The 19979-nt window shown below is 36.9% G+C and carries 25 protein-coding genes; 2 read left to right on the top strand and 23 right to left on the bottom strand.

Annotated elements, in window-relative coordinates; genetic code table 11:
- Nucleotides 1-333 precede the first annotated feature (333 nt).
- The 8 genes from MKX67_RS04010 to MKX67_RS03975 all read right to left on the bottom strand — a co-directional run bounded on the left by MKX67_RS04010 (nucleotide 334) and on the right by MKX67_RS03975 (nucleotide 9419).
- Nucleotides 334-738 carry a hypothetical protein gene (locus MKX67_RS04010; protein ID WP_342488891.1) on the bottom strand — a complete coding sequence of 135 codons (405 nt, stop codon included), beginning with the start codon at nucleotides 736-738 and terminating at the stop codon, nucleotides 334-336.
- Nucleotides 739-813: 75 nt separating this feature from the next.
- Nucleotides 814-1095: a hypothetical protein gene (locus MKX67_RS04005; RefSeq protein ID WP_342488890.1), complete on the bottom strand. Its 282-nt coding sequence runs from the start codon at nucleotides 1093-1095 to the stop codon at nucleotides 814-816.
- A 467-nt stretch (nucleotides 1096-1562) separates the two neighbouring features.
- Complete coding sequence (gene ggt / locus MKX67_RS04000; RefSeq protein ID WP_342488889.1) at nucleotides 1563-3215, bottom strand: gamma-glutamyltransferase; 1653 nt, start codon at nucleotides 3213-3215, stop codon at nucleotides 1563-1565.
- Nucleotides 3212-4387 carry an amidase gene (locus MKX67_RS03995; protein ID WP_342488888.1) on the bottom strand — a complete coding sequence of 392 codons (1176 nt, stop codon included), beginning with the start codon at nucleotides 4385-4387 and terminating at the stop codon, nucleotides 3212-3214. Before MKX67_RS03995 ends, ggt begins: the two co-directional genes overlap by 4 nt.
- 27 nt (nucleotides 4388-4414) lie before the next feature.
- Complete coding sequence (locus tag MKX67_RS03990; protein WP_342488887.1) at nucleotides 4415-5065, bottom strand: GntR family transcriptional regulator; 651 nt, start codon at nucleotides 5063-5065, stop codon at nucleotides 4415-4417.
- Between the two features lie 125 nt (nucleotides 5066-5190).
- Nucleotides 5191-5769, bottom strand: a complete 579-nt coding sequence (locus MKX67_RS03985) for a hypothetical protein (protein WP_342488886.1) — start codon at nucleotides 5767-5769, stop codon at nucleotides 5191-5193.
- Nucleotides 5770-6167: 398 nt separating this feature from the next.
- The gene (locus MKX67_RS03980) at nucleotides 6168-8063 is read right to left on the bottom strand and encodes an endonuclease MutS2 (protein ID WP_342488885.1); all 1896 of its coding nucleotides are present in this window, start codon (nucleotides 8061-8063) and stop codon (nucleotides 6168-6170) included.
- A 387-nt stretch (nucleotides 8064-8450) separates the two neighbouring features.
- Nucleotides 8451-9419 carry a tRNA-dihydrouridine synthase gene (locus tag MKX67_RS03975; protein ID WP_342489252.1) on the bottom strand — a complete coding sequence of 323 codons (969 nt, stop codon included), beginning with the start codon at nucleotides 9417-9419 and terminating at the stop codon, nucleotides 8451-8453.
- A 209-nt stretch (nucleotides 9420-9628) separates the two neighbouring features.
- Between MKX67_RS03975 and MKX67_RS03970 the strand changes: the two genes are divergently transcribed.
- Together MKX67_RS03970 and MKX67_RS03965 are read left to right on the top strand one after the other, a co-directional pair.
- On the top strand, nucleotides 9629-9850 hold the full coding sequence (locus tag MKX67_RS03970) for a cyclase (protein ID WP_224934451.1): 222 nt from the start codon (nucleotides 9629-9631) through the stop codon (nucleotides 9848-9850).
- A gap of 117 nt (nucleotides 9851-9967) precedes the next feature.
- A complete protein-coding gene (locus MKX67_RS03965) occupies nucleotides 9968-10603 on the top strand; it encodes a hypothetical protein (protein ID WP_342488884.1) in 636 nt (211 codons plus the stop codon).
- Nucleotides 10604-10631: 28 nt separating this feature from the next.
- Here the strand turns inward: MKX67_RS03965 and MKX67_RS03960 are convergent, their stop codons facing one another.
- The 15 genes from MKX67_RS03960 to ahpC all read right to left on the bottom strand — a co-directional run bounded on the left by MKX67_RS03960 (nucleotide 10632) and on the right by ahpC (nucleotide 19882).
- Nucleotides 10632-10769 (bottom strand): hypothetical protein, encoded by a 138-nt coding sequence (locus tag MKX67_RS03960; RefSeq protein ID WP_157733793.1) that lies wholly within the window; start codon nucleotides 10767-10769, stop codon nucleotides 10632-10634.
- 231 nt (nucleotides 10770-11000) lie between these two features.
- Nucleotides 11001-11282, bottom strand: coding sequence for a hypothetical protein (locus MKX67_RS03955; RefSeq protein WP_322910145.1), 282 nt, complete (start codon nucleotides 11280-11282; stop codon nucleotides 11001-11003).
- Nucleotides 11283-11291: 9 nt separating this feature from the next.
- Complete coding sequence (locus MKX67_RS03950) at nucleotides 11292-11681, bottom strand: hypothetical protein (protein WP_322910146.1); 390 nt, start codon at nucleotides 11679-11681, stop codon at nucleotides 11292-11294.
- Nucleotides 11682-11695: 14 nt separating this feature from the next.
- Nucleotides 11696-12061, bottom strand: coding sequence for a DUF2089 domain-containing protein (locus MKX67_RS03945; protein WP_322910147.1), 366 nt, complete (start codon nucleotides 12059-12061; stop codon nucleotides 11696-11698).
- Between the two features lie 152 nt (nucleotides 12062-12213).
- Nucleotides 12214-12711, bottom strand: a complete 498-nt coding sequence (locus tag MKX67_RS03940) for a DUF1456 family protein (protein ID WP_342488883.1) — start codon at nucleotides 12709-12711, stop codon at nucleotides 12214-12216.
- 155 nt (nucleotides 12712-12866) lie between these two features.
- On the bottom strand, nucleotides 12867-13055 hold the full coding sequence (locus tag MKX67_RS03935; protein WP_095370561.1) for a hypothetical protein: 189 nt from the start codon (nucleotides 13053-13055) through the stop codon (nucleotides 12867-12869).
- A 189-nt stretch (nucleotides 13056-13244) separates the two neighbouring features.
- On the bottom strand, nucleotides 13245-13730 hold the full coding sequence (locus MKX67_RS03930) for a hypothetical protein (protein WP_342488882.1): 486 nt from the start codon (nucleotides 13728-13730) through the stop codon (nucleotides 13245-13247).
- Nucleotides 13731-13790: 60 nt separating this feature from the next.
- Complete coding sequence (locus MKX67_RS03925) at nucleotides 13791-14018, bottom strand: SMI1/KNR4 family protein (RefSeq protein WP_342488881.1); 228 nt, start codon at nucleotides 14016-14018, stop codon at nucleotides 13791-13793.
- Between the two features lie 186 nt (nucleotides 14019-14204).
- Nucleotides 14205-15011: a protein phosphatase 2C domain-containing protein gene (locus MKX67_RS03920; RefSeq protein ID WP_095370563.1), complete on the bottom strand. Its 807-nt coding sequence runs from the start codon at nucleotides 15009-15011 to the stop codon at nucleotides 14205-14207.
- A 139-nt stretch (nucleotides 15012-15150) separates the two neighbouring features.
- The gene (locus tag MKX67_RS03915; protein ID WP_307315035.1) at nucleotides 15151-15816 is read right to left on the bottom strand and encodes an HAD family hydrolase; all 666 of its coding nucleotides are present in this window, start codon (nucleotides 15814-15816) and stop codon (nucleotides 15151-15153) included.
- 281 nt (nucleotides 15817-16097) lie between these two features.
- A complete protein-coding gene (locus MKX67_RS03910; protein ID WP_095370565.1) occupies nucleotides 16098-16400 on the bottom strand; it encodes a hypothetical protein in 303 nt (100 codons plus the stop codon).
- Nucleotides 16401-16614: 214 nt separating this feature from the next.
- On the bottom strand, nucleotides 16615-16842 hold the full coding sequence (locus MKX67_RS03905) for a hypothetical protein (RefSeq protein WP_342488880.1): 228 nt from the start codon (nucleotides 16840-16842) through the stop codon (nucleotides 16615-16617).
- Nucleotides 16843-16937: 95 nt separating this feature from the next.
- Nucleotides 16938-17255 (bottom strand): hypothetical protein, encoded by a 318-nt coding sequence (locus MKX67_RS03900; protein WP_095370567.1) that lies wholly within the window; start codon nucleotides 17253-17255, stop codon nucleotides 16938-16940.
- A 520-nt stretch (nucleotides 17256-17775) separates the two neighbouring features.
- Nucleotides 17776-19305, bottom strand: a complete 1530-nt coding sequence (gene ahpF / locus MKX67_RS03895; RefSeq protein ID WP_307315039.1) for an alkyl hydroperoxide reductase subunit F — start codon at nucleotides 19303-19305, stop codon at nucleotides 17776-17778.
- 13 nt (nucleotides 19306-19318) lie between these two features.
- Complete coding sequence (ahpC, locus tag MKX67_RS03890) at nucleotides 19319-19882, bottom strand: alkyl hydroperoxide reductase subunit C (RefSeq protein ID WP_095370569.1); 564 nt, start codon at nucleotides 19880-19882, stop codon at nucleotides 19319-19321.
- Nucleotides 19883-19979: the final 97 nt, after the last annotated feature.

Below are 19979 nucleotides of genomic sequence, written 5' to 3'. Positions count from 1 at the left end.
GTGATGTCATAAAAACTAACGTGAATTTATACTCTCATTATATATCGTTCCTTTCTTATACACATTAGACAGACAGTACAAACTTAAATATTATTTTTGTCTATCATGACTAAATTAAGTTTTTTATTGTAAGATTATCTAACAAAAAAAAGAAACTAATGTTATAGGCGGCCCAAAAGGTTCATCGTTTATTACTCATCCTTTTGGCTATTGAAGTCTGTTACAGGCGAATGTGGCAATATCTTGAGCTTTAACTTAGCCTGAACTCGCGCCAATATAAAATCTGATAAAAAGAAGTAAAAAGGCTTTAAAATCTCGCTTTTAATGTCTAACTTACGAAGTACATATTGGAATATGTAGGTATATTGGTGCTGTATGCAGTTCTTCTGCTTTCCCTCTTGGCCTTTGCGCGTATTTTCGATTTGTGCGCAGTTCTTCTCCTTTTCCTCCTGGCCTTTGCGCGTATTTTCGATTTGCGCGCAGTTCTTCTGCTCTTCCTCTTGGCCTTTGCGCGTATTTTCGATTTGCACGCAGTTCTTCTGCTCTTACCCCTGGCCTTTGCGTGTATAGTCGGTTTGCGCGCAATTCTTCTGCTCTTCCTCTTGGCCTTTGCGCGTATTTTCGATTTGCGCGCAGTTCTTCTCCTCTTCCTCTTGGCTTTTGCGCGTATTTTCGATTTGCGCGCAGTTCTTCTGCTTTTACTCCTGGCCTTTGCGTGTATAGTCGGTTTGCGCGCAATTCTTCTGCTCTTTCTCTTGGCCTTTGCGCGTATTTTCGATTTGCGCGCAGTTCTTCTGCTTTTCCTCCTGGCTTTTACGCGTATATTCGATTTGCGCGCAGTTCTTCTGCACTTCCTCTTGGCTTTTGCGCGTATTTTCGATTTACGCGCAGTTCTTCTGCTTTTCCTCTTGGCCTTTGCGCGTATTTTCGATTTGCGCGCAGTTCTTCTGCTTTCCCTCTTGGCCTTTGCGCGTATTTTCGATTTGCGCGCACTTCTTCTGCTCTCCCTCCTGGCTTTTGCACGTATTTTCGATTTGCGCGCACTTCTTCTGCTCTCCCTCCTGGCTTTTGCGCGTATTTTCGGCTTGCGCGCAATTCCTCTGCTCTTCCTCCTGGCTTTTGCGCGTATTTTCGGCTTGCGCGCAGTTCTTCTGCTCTTCCTCTTGGCCTTTGCGCGTATTTTCGAATTGTGCGCAGTTCTTCTACTTTTCCTCCTGGCCTTTGCGTGTATTTTCAATTTACGCGCAGTTCTTCTGCTTTTCCTCCTGGCCTTTGCGTGTATTTTCAATTTACGCGCAGTTCTTCTCCTCTTCCTCCTGGCCTTTGCACGTATTTTCGACTTACTCGCAATTCTTCTTCTTTTCCCATCCCTGTTGCGCGTAAATTCAATTTGTACGCAATAATCTATTGTAACTTGAGACTTATGCGCAAATATCATTCACACAGCAAATTTTGAGCAAATTCTCATTTTCACTGCAACTAAAAAGGTCTTTACCATCAATAAAGATGATAAAGACCTTTTTTCAGCGACCTCTTTATTCGCCAGTTCTTGCTCTTATCTACTAATATCCACTGGCAACTCCATCACCGCGAGGATCGGCTCCGCCATATTTTACACCAGTCTGTTGATTAATTTGAATAGCACCTGCATGCCCCATTACATCTGTGAAGTCTTCTAATACTTCTACTTCATGTCCTCTTTTCTCGAGCTCTAAGCAAATGGATGCACTTATTCTTCCTTCTACTTTCAAGCTGTTAGATGTTGCGCCCCATGTTCGGCCATATAACCATCTCGGTGCCTCAATGGCTGATTGAATCGGAAAATTGTAATCTATTATTCTCGTAACAAGAGCCGCTTGTGTTTGTGGTTGCCCTTCCCCTCCCATCGTTCCATAAATTAAATAAGGTTGTTCATTTTTAAATAACATCGCGGGATTTAATGTATGATATGTTCGCTTTCTTGCTTGCAGGCAATTGATATGACTTTCGTCCAAAGAAAAATAACTGCCTCGATTTTGCAGTACGATACCTGTATTTTTCGGAATAAAGCCTGATCCGAACTCATGATAAATACTTTGAATAACCGAAACTGCGTTGCCTTCTTTATCAACAACACCTAGCCAAATCGTATCCCCCTTAGGATCAAGTTGTTTTTCAAATGCCCTTACGCTAGTAAAATCAATTGATTCGGCAAGTTGGATTCCTCTTCTCAGAGACAATATTTCATCTAAAGGGATCGTAGCAAAATCCGGGTCAGTCAAGTATTGATCACGATCAACGAAAGCCCGCTTTGTTGCCTCCGCTAATAAATGATAATAGTCAGCAGAGCCTTCTTCTACTTCTGATAGTGGAAATTGATTCAAAATATTTAAGATGGATAATGATGCAAAGCCCTGAGAATTAGGTGGGACATTGAATACTTGATGATTGCGATAACGTACAGAGATTGGTTCTACCCAATTGGACTGATGATGCCTCAAATCGTCAATGGTTAACACTCCCCCGTGAAGTTGCAGGTCAGTTGTCATCAACTTCGCTAATTCACCTTCATATAAAAACGAACCACCTTCCGCAGCTAGCCCTTCTAATGTTCTTGCTAAATCAGGCTGTTTCATAATGTCACCGGCCCGATAAGAAAGACCATTTGCTTGTAAAAAAACCTTTTGAAATTCAGTAAAACGTTGGAGATGACGGAACTCATTATCCTTGTCATCTAAATTGAGATTAGTCCAATACACTTGACTAGGAGTGACAGGAAATCCATCTTTGGCATAATGAATAGATGTCTGCAATAACTCAGACCATTCAACCGTGCCATTCATATGATTCTGTGAATATTGATAGGCTTTTTCCCAACCAGCGACTGCACCAGGAACGGTATTGGCAGCCAAAGCCCCTCTTGAAGGAATCTTGCTATAACCTTGTTGTTGATAAAACGGGATTGTTGCCCCTTCGCCCGAACGACCGCTACTATTTAATGCCTTTAATTTTTTTTGCTTCGCATCATACACAAGCCAGAAATTATCGCCACCAATCCCATTCATATGAGGGTAAACAACACCAATGGTGGATAATGCAGCAATTGCCGCTTCCACCGCGTTACCGCCAGCTTGCAATACCTTCAATCCCGCTTGAGAAGCTAAATAATGTGGCGTTGTGATCATTCCATTTGTCGCCATCGTTGTTGGACGGTACGATTGTTTGGAACTACTCATCTTTTCACCTTCCTTTTAGCAAACATCATTTCCCTAACCCATTTAATGAGAGCAATATCTTGGTGGTGATTGGCGATAAAAGAGAGGCCTATTGGCAGGCCGTCTTTATTTTCAAACGGAATAGTGACCTGCGGAAGGCCCGTTATTCCCGCGATACAAGTGAGTTGCATTAACTGGTTTCGATATTGTTCTAACTCTTCACTTGGTAAATTTTTCAACGGGGCAACGCCTGGTGCCGTAGGAATGACTAAGATACCATCCTCTTTAAGTAGCGATGAAAGCTGACCTCTAATTACATTTTGTTTTCCCAGTAGTGCTGGAAGTTCACTTGGATTTAAAGTGGATGTCCATTGAAACCTTTCGGCGATACCAGGTCCGAAAGTTGGGCGCTCCTCGTTAATCCATTCACCATGCGCTTGCCAGATTTCCGTTCCTTGAATGAGTCTAAACAACTCTGACCATTTTGCTAATCCATCAGCGGCAATGTTTACAACTTGTTTAGAGACACCTTTTAAACTGTCTAGCAATATTTCTTTGTTTTCTTCATCAATTAGCTGCCAAGCCTCTTCTGCAAAATAGACATGCGAAAAAGGGTTATCTTTTACTTCCTCATTACTTATCAGCACTTCTCCTACCTTTAATAAGGTATCTAAGTTTTGCGACATCCAGCCGATTGTGTCAAAGCTTTTAGCAAGCGGAATTACACCATTCATATTTACTTCCCCATGCGTCGGACGGAATCCAAAAATTCCACAGTAAGAAGAAGGAATACGGACAGATCCACCTGTATCAGTACCTATTGCAAAATCTACATGTCCTGATGCAGCTGCAACAGCTGAACCGCTCGATGAACCTCCAGGAATACGGTTAGGCGAACGAGGATTAACCGGTGTACCGTAATGATAATTTTCCCCGTTTAAACTGTACATTAGTTCATCCGTATGTGTTGTACCTTGCAGGCGTGCGCCATTTTTTAATAAGGATTCTATAACTGTTGCATGTTGTTGTCCGGGTTCGTGGGTATGATACCAATGAGGATTTCCTGCAGTATTTTTGTAATTCTCGATTTCAAAAACATCCTTTATAGCAAACGTCAACCCATTAAGCGGACCACTACCTGTTGGTTCCAGTATAAGATTATCTTTCACAAAGGCACTTGCATTTTCTTTCATTCTTTTTCACCTACTCTATGTAATTTGCTATTTTTCTAGTTTTTCTAAGATTGCTTCTTTTGTTTGGCGAATATGAAGCGTTAATACATGGTGTAATGTTGCAATATCCTTTTTAATGAGTGCTTCTAGCAATTGCTCATGTTCTTTTTGAGAGATAATTAAATAATCTAGTTTGGTAGAGTATATATTCATATATGGCTCCACCCTTCCCCAGACAATACTCAACATCTCAAGCATCGGTTTCGACTGGGCATACGTATATATCAACGTGTGAAACTGTCTATTTAACTCATTCCATTCCGCCGGTGATGTCAGTTTCCTTTCCATCTCCAATACTATTTCGCTTAACCTAGCTAACGCTACACTATCAATATGTTTATACGACCATTCCAAGGCCATTTTCTCTAATGTTAATCTAATTTCAAATAATTCAATTAATTCTTGCGATGAAAGCTGCCTAACAAAAATACTCCTCCGTTCAAAATGGACAAATCCCTCTGATTGTAATTTATTTAATGCTTCTCTAACCGGCATTGTACTGACATTCAATTGGTAGGCTAATTTTCTAATAGAAATTCTTTTACCTGGCGGGAATATACCATTCATGATGTCTTTTCGGAGACGCTTATACACTTCTTGAGATAATGTGGGGACAGTAATTACTTCGCTTTTACGCATTTATGGGATCGTCACCTCCTTTATGTGATATGTGATCACAGTTATAGCTTCTATGATACCTATCACATAGAGAGACGCAATGAATCTGTTAGAAAATATGACAAGGAAAATTTAAAACCCATTCACTATATTGAGACAAAAAAAGAATCTTCTCCTTCAGGTTGTTCTATTTCCTTATACAAATACTCTTTCAGCTTCCCTTCATATTCAACCTGTATAAAGGGGATATTGCGGAGATCATACGGAGTGATTAATGATAGCGGTTTTTCAAATTCGATGCTGTCAGTAGCGTGGATGACTGAAGCTACAAACTGAGAACAGAAGAAAGCTTTTCTCCTTTTCAAAGGTTTATTAAACAGCACACCAAATAGACCAAAGAGATTATAACGATAATCCTCCTTTTCGGATTCGATTGTAGTAATATATTGTTCCATTTTCCTCAGTTCTTCATTATTTACTGTGAAAGAATAAATGATGCAATCCGCATGTTTCAACAACCCTTTGTTTATATTCTCTACTACAAACCCACCGATAAAAGGATTCCGTGGCTTTTTCCTGCCAAAACTATATACTTTTGCTAATTCATAATCAAAGGCGATAGATGCATGATTATAACTTCTCTTTGTATAGATTTTTATCAATTTCGTAAAGTACGTACCTGTATCTGTTAGTAAAATATAAACCTTTTTGTTACTTAAACTCATAACCGTCTCTCCTCTAGCCAACGAAGGAAATATAAACAAATCCCGATAGCCACCATTTTTTCCGATTGCTTAAGATAATCATACAAATGGAATCGTGACTGATTAACTAGCTAGAGTCTAAAGTTCCGCTAGGTCTTTGGTCGTAATTCATCAAACGATACCTTTTCAGTTATTGGGTGCTTCTTAGGAATGAATGGAGTGAGGGTGCGGTAATGAAGATCAAATAGCATCAGATTTCGCCTATGTACCATTTTTTGAACACGTGCGATTTCTCTCTGGATGAACGCGCTAATTCCTTTGGCTCAGCTCACTTTCTTAAACTCCTCACCATTTTAAGTTGTTACTAAATATGAAAAACCCGAATCCTTATATATGGACTCGGGTACATCAATATTGTTTTATTTTTTCCGCATTTCCTTCTGAATTTTCCGTAAGGCTTTCTTCGAACCGCGGTTAATATCGTGTTCCAATTTCCTTGTAGCGAAATCAGTGAATAAGGTTTCTAAATCGTAACCTTCTGGATATAGTTCCTGTGCTGGGAGATTTAAGGTAATTCGTTTTACATTTACTTCAACCATTTCTCCTTTATAGTAGACCACAACATTATAGAATTGATCCATTTCTTTGTAGATAATCGCAAAGTCATTATGATCCAATAGTTTTACTCTGTCACCTTTTTTATAATCATATTTTGCTGTAATTGCTTCGCCCTTGTGTTTAGGCTGACGTACTTTATCTGGATTCACTTGCTTTAGTTGATAATCTTTATTCTCCATATAAGCTTCTGCTCGCTTTAATACGGATTCTTTCATATTCATTTTGCGAGAAATCCATAATGCGTTGCTATCTCCTGATTTCCCGATAACTAACTGATACAACGGTGATAAAGTTTCCTGATCGAATTGCATCGCTGCGTTCATAAAATCACTATGCAATTCTGAATAACGTTTGATTTCCCCATAATGGGTTGTTGCAATGGTTAGACAGCCCATATGATAGAATTCCTCTAGTATCGCAATTGCAAGTGCTGCTCCTTCATTCGGTTCAGTACCACTGCCAATTTCATCAAATAATAAAAGAGTACGATGATTGGAGGCGTTCATGATTTCCGACAAGTTTTTCATATGAGATGAAAACGTACTTAATGCATTTTCTATACTTTGATTGTCGCCAATATCAACGAAAATATGTTCAAAAATGGCGATCTCCGTTCCCTCTTTTGCCGCAATATGAATTCCTAACATCGTCGCTAAAGTTAATAACCCAATTGTTTTTAATACAATTGTTTTTCCACCGGCATTAGGTCCGGTAATGATTAAGCTTCTATAATCTTTACCAATCTCAAACTGAAGGGGTACGGCATCTTTCGGCAACAAGGGATGCTTACCATTCACTATTTTAATATAGCCATGATCATTGACCTTTGGCTGTATGCCAGTAATATGCTTACTATATTTCGCCTTCGCAAATACCATGTCATACTGGCTAATTAACTCCATATTTACTTTTATCTTTTGTAACTCTTCTACTATCATCCCAGATAGTGTCGCTAATATTCGGTATTCTTCCATCTCTTCTTCTACTTTAAGGCTTGCTAATTCTGCACTCAACTTCGAAACGGTCTGTGGTTCGATAAATACAGTAGAACCTTTCGAAGACACTTCAATAATGGCACCTGGTACTTGACCTTTATAAGAGGCTTTAATTGGAATTGTATATCTGTCATCTTTTTTACTAATAAAGAACTCTTGGATATACTTCTTATTCGTCCCATTGTTTAAAAATTTATTTAAACGCTCGTTAATTTTTTCTTCTGTCGCTTCTTTTTTAAAGCGGATCTTTTTTAACTCTCTACTTGCCGAAGAATCAATTCGACTGCCTTTAATCGTAAAATTGATCTCTTCCTCTATTGTCTTCATTTCAGACATCGACTGAGCATAAGAAGCAAGCGTTGGTGCGAAAAACTCTTTGCTTTCCATGAATTGTTTGATTTTGCGACAGCCTCGTAAAAAGTCGGATAAGCTAACTAAATCACTCGGTTGCAAAATAATGTCCTTATCAAGTGAATTAATGATGCTTTCAATGTTTGTAATACCTACAAAAGGAATATGGCCCTCGGCATCTATGATTGCTCTGGCCTCAGTAGTTTCCTGTAAGCGGTTGTTCACCACTTTTATATTTGTACTCGGTTCTTGTTTGTCGATTAACCTTTTACCTAAACCGCTCACACAATAAGATTGCACAATTTGTTTTAGTTCGTTATATTGTAGTTTTTCAAATGTCATATTATTCAATTTCGATGCTCCTCACTCATTTTTTAATTGTGAAGACACCTACTTATTAGATTCCGATAGATTTTTAGACAGAAAAAGCTGCAGGGATACCCCGCAGCTTTTACATTTATAAGGCAAGAGGACGTCATTAACCATCGCATAGCTATCCCTGTTCATCACATGCTTTATAAAGTATAGTAGGTATCTTCATAGGTTGAAATCAATCCATAACAAATAGCAGGGAATCATTAAGAATTTTTTCCCCTTTTGTTATTACATTCATTTCAAATTTTAATTGCCTATTTAGAACCTACTGCACTCATAAATGCACCTCTCCAAATTCATATGGAATCTAATTACCAGTATCATATCATATCGATAAAAAGAAGTAAACATTCATCTTTTCTCTTATGAATGATTTATTCTGTCAAAATCATCAAGCAACGCACGTGCTTCATCCGTTGACTTTGTATTCATTAACTGATTTCTTAATTCTCCCGCTCCTTTAAAGCTTCGAACATAAATTTTGAAAAAACGATGAAGGCCGGTATACGGGCGCAGCTCCAACCCTGCATATTGATCATGAAGATCGAGATGCAATCTTAATAGGTCCAATAATTCTTTACTACTATGCTCTTTGGCTTCCTTTTCAAAAGCAAATGGGTTTTTAAAAATACCTCGGCCAATCATTACACCGTCAATTCCGTATTTTTCTGCCAGCTCTAATCCCACTTGGCGGTCAGGAATATCACCATTAATTGTTAACAGCGTATCAGGAGCTACCTCATCACGGAGCTTTTTAATTTCTGGAATCAATTCCCAGTGTGCGTCTACCTTACTCATTTCTTCTCTCGTCCGAAGATGAATCGAGAGGTTGGCAATATCTTGTTTTAAAATATGCGTGAGCCAATCACGCCATTCGTCGATTTCACTATAACCGAGCCTTGTTTTAACACTAACAGGCAGTCCCCCTGCTTTTGCCGCAGCAATCAGCTCAGCAGCAACATTCGGACGACAAATCAATCCGCTACCTTTACCGTTTCCAGCAACATTCGGCACAGGACAGCCCATATTAAGGTCAATGCCTTTAAATCCTAGTTCCGCCATACCAATACTCATTTCACGAAAATTCTCAGGTCTATCTCCCCATATATGCGCCACCATCGGCTGCTCATCCTCTGTAAAAGTCAAGCGACCACGAACACTTTTTTGTCCATCAGGATGACAATAACTTTCCGAATTTGTGAATTCAGTAAAAAACACATCTGGCCGTGCTGCCTCACTAACGACATGACGAAAAACAACATCCGTCACATCCTCCATCGGTGCAAGCACAAAGAATGGGCGTGGCAACTCACGCCAAAAATTTTCTTTCATCATGTATTCAATCCTCTCACGGTGAGATATCTATTTATCAAATATACCTTCTTCACTTATAGCATGTTTACACACTGCTTTTCAAACAACAGTTAATTTTGACATTTATAGTTTATCATATCGGGGAATAAGATGGTTTGTATAAGAAGGTCACTTTATGCCCCCTAAACGAATATGAATAAAACAATAATAAGGGAGGGGGCAATATAATGGATAAACGCGTACAATTCGACTTCGAAATAGAATTTACCAATGGGGGAGGCTTACAAGGACAAGATTTTCGCTTGGATATTGACGAAGATACGATCTCAGATGAAGATCTAGCGAACTACATTGTAGAAGATATGAGATTGTTAATGGTGGGAACAGTGAAAATACTAAATAAAAAAATCATTCATGAAAAACATAAACGTATGAAAAGCGAGGAATAGCGAGGCCACTTAACGCTTTTCAGCCTCAAGCCTTAAACCAATATACACAAATAGCCCATACTCTTTAGTAAATAATGGATATAAAATATACATAAACTTTCTCTCAGGAGGAATCTCATGTATATATCAAATAGAATAGGCTTCTTAAGTTGGGGGATGACTTGCCTATACTTTCTTATTGAACCTTTCTTCATTTTTACCTCAACAGCGTCTTATAGCTATTTACATCATGCTATGAGTGACCTTGGTGTAACTACCTGCGGTGAATTCACTTATGCATTCGCACCTTATGAAATATGCTCCCCCCATCATGTGGGAATGAATGGACTCTTTTTATTTAATGGATTAACCTTTTGTATCGGAGTACTATATCTCTCGCAATACTTACGCAAATCATTGATTAATCGAATGGCAACATCGTTTATCCTTTTAATAGGCATTTCTACCTTTATCTCAGGCTTAATCCCTGCTGATGTCAATTTATTAGGGCACTCTATTCTCGTATGGATCGCTATGATAACCGTATTTCCAGGCCTACTCATTTTCGCTAAGAAACTGACAGCCATTAGAAAATGGACATATTCTTGCACAGCAAGCTTAATATTCATTACTATTCTGATTTCCCTTGTTCCACTCTTTCCTCTCCCTTCAGGATTACTTCAAAGGCTCTTTTATTTCATATTGTTTATTTGGGGAACAGTATCCACTTATCTTTTAATAAAGCGTTCTAAATCTTTGCCTGCGTCGAACTAAGATGCAGGTTTTTCTTCAAACATCTTCTCTATTTTTTATTGCTTTTATACTTCATTAAATTACGGAATAGTATCACAAACCCAATAATAATCAAGCCAATCACTACTGCGGGTAGGACGTAATACATAAAGATAATAAACATTTCCGTCTCTTTACTCCATTCCACACCAATACACCGTCCTTTGTTTTTACTTCTTCTCCTCTTTTAGATTAAGAGCGGTTTTACATATCATCTATATGATTAGTATGGCGATTAGATTTATTTAGGAGGAAGTTATGGGTATAACCTTTTTTATTAATTACTTCTTTTTTTAGTTACCAATTTTCATAAATTTTATTTACCCTGCTAACACATAAAAAAAAGGAACTGGAATTAATATAACCACTTCCCTTAAAGTTACAGTCTCACCTTCACTTCAGTTCCATCATTCGCTACTACATCTACTAATACCAAGCCCTTATGACTCTTCATTTCTTTCAGAATAGGTTTCAGCCATTTTTTATCCATTTGTGGGATGATAAAATCAACTTCTTTCTTTTGCAGTTGTTGATTGATTCCCGCATATACATGCCGTTGAAACACTTTGGATAAAAGAATAGAGCACCCAATATTCAATGCAGCATGAGGAACTGGAATCGTTAATCGCATACCTTCTGTTCTCACCGTAATTTTCAGCATAGGATGTCACTACTCAATAAAGATTGAAACGGTATCTCCGTCTGCTGACTTCACATCAACAATTTGGCCGTCCAATTCATTTTCTATCGCTTCGATAATTAAGTTAATATCAATATCTTTCACGTATTTCGCAGACTCAGGTATACTCGCTGCAATATTATGCCCTGCTAACAACACCACTTTGACAAGTTTGATTGGTAGATTAACTGTGACATTATCATTTTCAGCTGATTTTACACGGATTTTGAGTACTTTTTCCATATACTTACTTGATGATTCGGGCTGCTTACTTTCTTTCTCTTCCTTCTCTTTTAACACCTGGATCAGCTCTGCCCCTTTATCAGCATCTATTTTTCCTTCTTGCACCATCGTTAACACTTTTGTGATTTCCTCTTTCATACCAATACGCCTCCTTATTCTCCTCTTAGGAGCTTAATTGCTTCGTCTGAATTTATTTCACCGTTTTCCAACATCGAGATGACCTTTTTCTCATCCACTTCAGTCTTCTTAGACTGTTTATAACCAAGTGATGAAATGATATCTGAAAGCTTGCTGCGAACTGTCGGATAAGAAACCCCCAATTCCTTTTCAACCTCTTTTATATTACCTCGACAAGTTAAGAACACTTCCACAAAATGCAACTGATCGTTAGACAAAGACGCTAACTTAGATAATTCGAACTCATTTTCAATCGTCGTTTGGCAATGTGCACACTGCAATTTAGTAATTTTCAATGTTTCACTACATACAGGGCAACTCGTAATCACTTTATAAGCCATAACGCACTCCCTTCATTTAATTTTATTTGATTATATATTAATTATATTAATATATAAATTAATATAATTAATTTTTTAGCTATATTTATTTAATTTATTTTATTTTTGAACAAAATAAAAACAGCAGGATTACTCCCACTGCTTTTTTTATATCATGCTTCCCTATATTTAACAGTCAAACCTTTCAAAAAGTTCCTAGCAAAGTGATCTAAGCACACTTTATAATTTTTATGTCCTTCTTTTCTAAGAAAAGCGCCTATTTCTCCTTTTGAAACGTTGAGCCCCGCTTTTCTAAAGATATCAATCATATCCTCTGTTGTTAATGCCAAGGCAATTTTGACTTTCTTTAAGAGGATATTATTGATATGTCGATGGCTCGTGATCGACGGGTCCGGTGTATTCGCTTGCCCGGGTTTCGGTTCTTGTTTTCCTCTTTTATAAATAATGAGGCCATTTAAGAACGAATTCAACATCGCATCAGTTAATTCAATTCGGTTTTCCACCTCATCTTCATCAAACTTTTTAAGAATCTTCACCACCTCTGGCACTGTAACCTCTTCCTCACCTAGTTTGAAAATCTCTGCCATTTCACTATTTTTAATATCCAACGCATATCGCAATCGGATTAAAAGATCATTATTATCAACCATAATTATCGCTCCTATCTCAACAGACTTTGCTATGTAGTATTAAAGCCATTGTTTTATTTTAACATTGTCATTGCTATGCAATCCACTTATGTTGAAATCAACGTATATCAAAGAAAAAGGACAGTCTACCTAAGACCACCCCTCCATGCTTAGCACTACTCAATTACACGAGCAATTTCAGTGCCACAAGTTTTACATTTTCCTTTTAATATAGGTCCATAATCACCCGATTCAATCGTGTATTTCACAATCTCCGTTTCCCCACAATTGCTACAAAATACATTTCTTACGAGCATTTCTCTAGTATGTTTAGGGATAGCAAGCCATTGTTTTGCTGCTTCCATTTTAATTGCTCCTTTTATATTGATAGTAACGTTTCTTACTTGTATGTACAATTAAGCTTAACATACAATTTCAAGTGGCTATACAACGTCGCACATTCCTTTTCCCTCCATAAATTCGGTGACACTTGTGGAGTGGGACCCTCGTATATACATCAACTAATCACTTATACAATAAGAACGAGGAAACAATCATCCATTCAATTCTTCAACTATTTTTTGTTTATATTCTTTCACTAAATCTAACGGTGAATCTGGAATACTATCAATAACCGCCTGAATGGCAGACTTTTCTTTTATCTCTTCCGATGCTACTTTTCTCCATAATATCTCCGATACTAATGCTTGAACTGACAAAAATTTAGTGTGCTGAACAATGTGAAACAATAGACGATTGAATTCACTTTTATCTTTGCCTGTTTGACCCCAACATTCTATTCCTTGATATATTAAATCTTCATTATCCGAGTTTACCAGCTTTTTAGCATGTACTAAATTAGGATTACGCAGGAATTGATTGATCTCTTCTTCTTCATGGTCATATAAAATTTCGTCATCTTCTGGTACGAGCTCGTTCATAAATTCATTAAATGTTGGGAATAACTCGATTAGCTCACCTGAATCAGAATTTAAATAAGCGACATTGGGATTATGTTGATTCTTACTATAATCTAACACAATAAATAATGGCCTTCGCCAGAAATAACGATAAGATGATTATGATCAATTTCCCATTCATTAAATAGACACTTCGTCTCCATGATACCTTTTGTTTTCTTTAATACCGAGGAGATAATCAATTGGAAGCGTATGCCCATTATCTATCTCTATGTCTATGTTGATGCTATCTTTCAAAAGGTAGCCGCCATTTTGTATATGAAGTAAATCCACATATTCCCTTGGTAATTTCACACCAAAATGCTCCTCAGCTTTCAATACATCTTCTTTTGTTAATTTCTCTAACACGATACCACTTGTAGCTTTGAATAAAGTTTTAGCAAAAATACCTCGCAAATCCTTATTTTACGATAAATAAATAGAATCCATTTGAACAAAAGATTGATCAAAAAGGATTCTTCTTTAGCAGATTTAAGTTTGGTTTTTATAAAAAAGTTTGATCATTTTCTACCTGTGATGCTCAACAATCGCGCCCTATTGCGGAATATCACTAGGTAAAGTAGCTGAATTGTTGATAGTTACTTTCCATGAAATTATTGTTGTACTATCACGTACATTATTTTCCTTAATTTCTTCTAATAATCTTTTAACACCATATTGATTGGTTATCCCTTCGAAGGTATTAAATATTTCAAATGGGTTGTCAAAATTAGTATTTGGGCACTCAATAAGCCCATCTGTTGTTAAGAAAATATGATTTTCTCCTTTCCGTAATTCTTTCCTTCCAGAACTGTAACAAGGTACAGCTAAATTAAAAGTATTCTTTTGTCCTACCCACTCATAAAAACTTCTATGATTCTGTTGAAATTCTCCTAGTGCTTTAAGTTCAGGATGAAACAAATAAAGAATGCAATCTCCTATCGACAGCCACCAAAGGAATTTTCCTTTCCTAACAACAAATAGGCAAGCAGTTTCTCCTTGGACATTTTGATTAGCTTCTCGAAAGCTTTGACCCTTAAAAATATTTAGAATGAAGGTGGATATGGTGTCGAAAGCTTCTACTGTCTGCATTTTTAAGATTTGTTGCACTGAGTCTCTTTCTTTTTCAAAGGTTTTAAGAACTAATTCTGCACTTTGTGCTGTATTGTGAGCATCAAGAATAATAACAAACTCCCAATCTTCTTCTTGATTAACCCAAATTAAACATCCATCTTCATTCTTAAATTGCCCAGTTGAAGAGTTACCACCAAAATGACCTATTACAATATCGTTGTTCAACAATTCAGTGTGAACTTCATCTACATAATGTTTTTGGCTTCCTACCCATTGATAATCACTCATGATTAATCACCTTGTATTCATATTGGTCAACTATTTTTTAATATACAAAAGAAAATAAAACGATTTATAACCTAAGAAAAGCACCCTTTTCATGCAGAATAGCTGCCAATTCCTTATTTCGGAAATATAATTTCGTTATTTATCCAACTTTACTTGCTATTAAAATATCTGTTATCTCGTCAACACAATTAACAATATGTGTAGGGTTAGTATCACTTAATTCTTTAAATGAACCATATCCATAAGTTACTCCGATAGAGTCAATACCAATATTATTTGCACCAATCATATCGTGTTTTCTGTCACCAATCATAATAAAATCATCTAGCCTATGCTCATTGTACTTATCAAGTATGTATTGAATAATTTCAGTTTTTGATGTTCGTGTTCCGTCTAGATTACTTCCAACAACAAGATCAAAATAATGGTCAATGTTAAAATACTTTAGTATTTGTCCAGAAAATACAGTAGGCTTTGAAGTTGCAACAACTAAAATATATTGTTGTTCTTTTAATGATTTTAGTAGAAAAGGAATTTCCGAATATAGGTCATTCTCAAACATACCCTTATCCTTGAACCTTTCCCTGTAAAAATGAATTGCCTTTTGTGTACTCCCTTCATCAAAGTCGTAATATTCAGCAAATGACACTTGAAGTGGTGGACCGATAAAACATTCAAGTTTATCGATATTAGGTTCATCAATGTCCATTTTCTTTAACGCATATTGAACAGATTTAGTTATACCTATTTTTGGGTCTGAAAGTGTTCCATCTAAATCAAATAAAATTATCTTATATTTGTTCATATAAAGCTTCCTTTCTGTATCAATTACCTTCCTCATTTTACTATAGAAAATTCAGAATTATTCAAATTCATTATCAGACTGTCCCGTTTACTCGATAATTCTTGCTCCATTAAATGGCCCATTACTGAAAAAGGCACAATTCCAGTCTTCAAGAATTACGCCCGATTCTTGAAGATTGTTATTAGAACATGGACAGCTAACATTTAAAATGGAACTTTAACCAAATCCCTTTAATACAACAAGCGACTGTTCTTGCTATGCAATCATCCTCAATTTCAACATTACAGATTTTTCATTATACCTTCAGGTAATAATCTACTTAAAATGCTGGTAACAATCCAAATACCTATTAATAATAAGATAAGTTGAATGCTAAATTCATATATCCAAATTAAATCGAATTGCCGTACCCAATCCTTTAATTCAGACATCCCTATAATTAAACCACCAAATAATCCAACATATAATATAACCGTATAAATACGTTCCCACCAAGAAAGTTTACGAATAACCTCTTTAGCTTTATAAAGCCTTCCTATGATAACAACTGTCAAAATAAATAATAACAAGATTATTAATGCCATAATCATCCATCCTCAAGTTATAAAAACTATATTAGGCACAAAATTGCTATTACCTAAAAACCCTGACCTTTTAATAAAATAGGTATCTTCACTTAAAATAGAAACTTGCTCTAGAGTTTAAGTGCACAAATTTCATAACCTTCATCTATTTTAACATAATTATCCAAAAACAACGAGAGATCCAATACAGATATAAAAACGAATAGGCTAATTCTTACTCCTGAAATGCGCCCGTTTGCTTAAATGTCCCAAGAGTCATTTTACAGTTTATTTTTTGTCTTTCCTTTCCAAATAAGTGAAAAAAACTGATTTCAAATATAATAAACGCTACAACAAGACCACCAAGGTATGGGTACGGAGAATCGATTGTTGAGAATAAGACCAAAGCCAAAACAAAAGCTATGATACCAATAACTACTGAGTATTTGACATATTTACTCAAGTCATAGACCTCCTTTCGTATCAGAACATCTGACTAAAAAGTATTCATGTTATACAGGTTATTCCAAAACTGCACCCTTTTCAGGAAGACAGTTATTACGAATGACTCTCTTCTTTTTTGCTATAAATTTCATACGCAAAATATCCAAATAAAAAACCTATTCCAGGTCCCCAAGTCATTGCAGATAGTAAGGAAATTGGTGAAAATATACTTAAAAATATAGCAATAGCAAAACCAATCATCATTCCGAATGGTATTAAGCTATCCAATAAATTTTGAGCGTCTTTCGTTTTTTTCTTACCCAGGGTGCCTTTCTCATATTTATGCTTCATTCTCAGAATTACAAATACTGCAATCCCACCCACTATTACAAGAGGCAATATGGCACGCGCAATATCCAATGCTAAACCCATATTATAATCCCCCTTTCTTTTGCTTTTAAATTGATTCAATTTTAACCTAGTTCATTCAATAAAATGGCCCGATTGTTGAAGATCGTCATGTTATTTTCACCATAAAATCCCTCTTCGGACAATGCATATTCAAAGGGGTAAATCTTCGCATCTTTTTTACAAACGTCGCGATTTTATTTTAAATCTACACCACTAGCGTAAAAAGGCCTCCACATATTTATAGTCATCCACCCTCTAGAAATACTTTGATCTCACTATAATTGTATCAAAATATATGTAAAAATTGTAAAAATAACCTAGCTGATAAACGCTTAGTCAACAAATAAGGCCTAAATAGGAAAGAATGAAAACTTTTTGTTCGGCTATCTTTGATGATTTTACTCTAGATGTACGAGCAAAACCCTTTTTCTTTAATTGCATGATTGAACCAGCCCAAACAATATTAATACATCCACTCCATAAAAAAAGAGAAAGGCCAAGATGAGTTTCAACTCACTTGACCTTTCTCCGCAAATATATATTAATTCCTAATCAGATAATCAAATGCACCTAATGATGCGTTGGCACCTGATCCCATAGAAATTATAATTTGTTTGTACGGGTTGTTCGTACAGTCACCTGCTGCAAATACGCCTGGGACGTTTGTTGCACCATGGTTATCGACGACGATTTCGCCTGTTCTTGTGCGCTCAATCGTATCGCCTAACCAATCCGTGTTTGGAACAAGACCAATTTGAACAAAGATTCCTTGAAGTTCAATATGGTGTACTTCTTCTGTTTCACGGTCTAGATAAGTGATACCATTCACTTTATCTGTACCCGTGATTTCTGTTGTTTGTGCGTTCTTAATCACTTTTACATTCGGTAAGCTATACAGACGTTCTTGTAGGACCGAATCGGCTCTTAGTTCTGCACCGAACTCAATAACTGTTACATGTTTAACGATACCCGCTAGGTCGATTGCTGCCTCGATACCTGAATTACCGCCACCGATGACCGCAACGTCTTTTCCTTCGAATAATGGGCCGTCACAATGTGGACAGTAAGCGACACCTTTATTTTTGAATTCTGCTTCACCAGGTACGCCAACGTTTCTCCATCTTGCACCTGTGGAAAGAATGACTGACTTACTCTTAAGAACTGCACCGTTTTCTAATTCCACTTCAATGAGTTCTTTTCTTTGTAAGCTTTTCGCGCGTTGTAGATTCATCACGTCGACATCGTATTCTTTCACATGTTCTTCAAGACTAGCTGCAAGCTTAGGACCTTCTGTATACTTCGTACCGATAAAGTTCTCGATACCTAACGTATCCATGATTTGACCACCGAATCGCTCAGCAACAACTCCAGTACGGATACCTTTACGAGCAGCATAAATCGCTGCACTCGCACCTGCTGGGCCACCACCAACAACTAGTACATCAAATGGATCTTTATTAGAAAATTCGGCTGGATCTTCTGTGCTACCCATCTTCGCTAAAATTTCATCTAAAGTCATACGTCCACTGCCAAACACTTCTCCATTAAGGAAAACAGTTGGTACGGCCATGATGTTTTTGCTATCGACTTCTTCTTTAAAAGCCGCGCCATCGATCATTGTGTGTGTAATGCCTGGGTTTAACACACTCATGATATTCAAGGCCTGTACCACATCAGGACAATTATGGCATGTCAGACTAACGTAAGTTTCGAAATGAAACTCTCCTTGAATATTCTTTACCTGTTCCATCACCTTATCATCTACTTTTGGCGCGCGGCCACTTGCTTGTAATAAGGCTAATACTAAGGAAGTAAATTCATGACCAAGAGGAATACCAGCAAAAGCTACACCTGTATCTTCACCCATGCGATTCACGCTGAAGCTTGGTGTTCTTTTTAATGTAGCTGTTTCTACCTTAATTTTAGATGACATTGTTGCAAGTTCATCAACGAGAGAAAGCATATCTTTTGATACGTCATCGTCTCCGGTACTTACTTTCAGTAATACATCGCCCTCCATCAGTTGAAGATACTGATGGAGTTGCTCTTTAATTTCTGCTTCTAATATCATGGGGTTCCACTCCTTAAATTTTGCCGACTAAATCAAGGCTTGGCTTAAGTGTAGAAGATCCTTCTTTCCATTTTGCCGGGCAAACTTCGCCTGGATTAGAACGAACATATTGAGCTGCTTTAATTTTATCGATAAGAATGCTTGCGTCACGACCAATACCATCTGCATTGATTTCAACTGCTTGAATGATACCATCTGGATCGATAATGAATGTACCACGATCTGCTTGACCTAATTCTTCAATAAGAACATCGAAGTTACGAGAAATTGTATGTGATGGATCACCAATCATTGTATATGTGATTTTACCAATTGCTTCTGATGTATCATGCCATGCTTTATGAGTAAAGTGAGAGTCTCTTGAAACAGAGAATACTTCTACACCTAGTTCTTGTAGAGCTGGGTATTGATCTTGAAGATCTTCAAGCTCTGTTGGGCAAACAAATGTAAAGTCAGCTGGGTAGAAACAAACGACACTCCAATGACCTTTAAGATCTGCTTCAGATACTTCAATAAAATCTCCATTTCTATATGCATGTGCGTTAAATGGTAATACTTCTTTTCCTATTAATGACATGTTGTAGTCCTCCTAAAAGTTGTTTAAATTTAATCATAGATTAACAGAATGATCACATTCATAATCTATAATTATTATTAATTAGCATTGATTATTA

Source organism: Cytobacillus sp. FSL W7-1323 (assembly GCF_038595015.1).
In the GTDB taxonomy this organism is placed as follows: Bacteria; Bacillota; Bacilli; order Bacillales; family Cytobacillaceae; genus Cytobacillus; species Cytobacillus kochii.
This window is presented reverse-complemented; position numbering and strand designations above follow the sequence as displayed.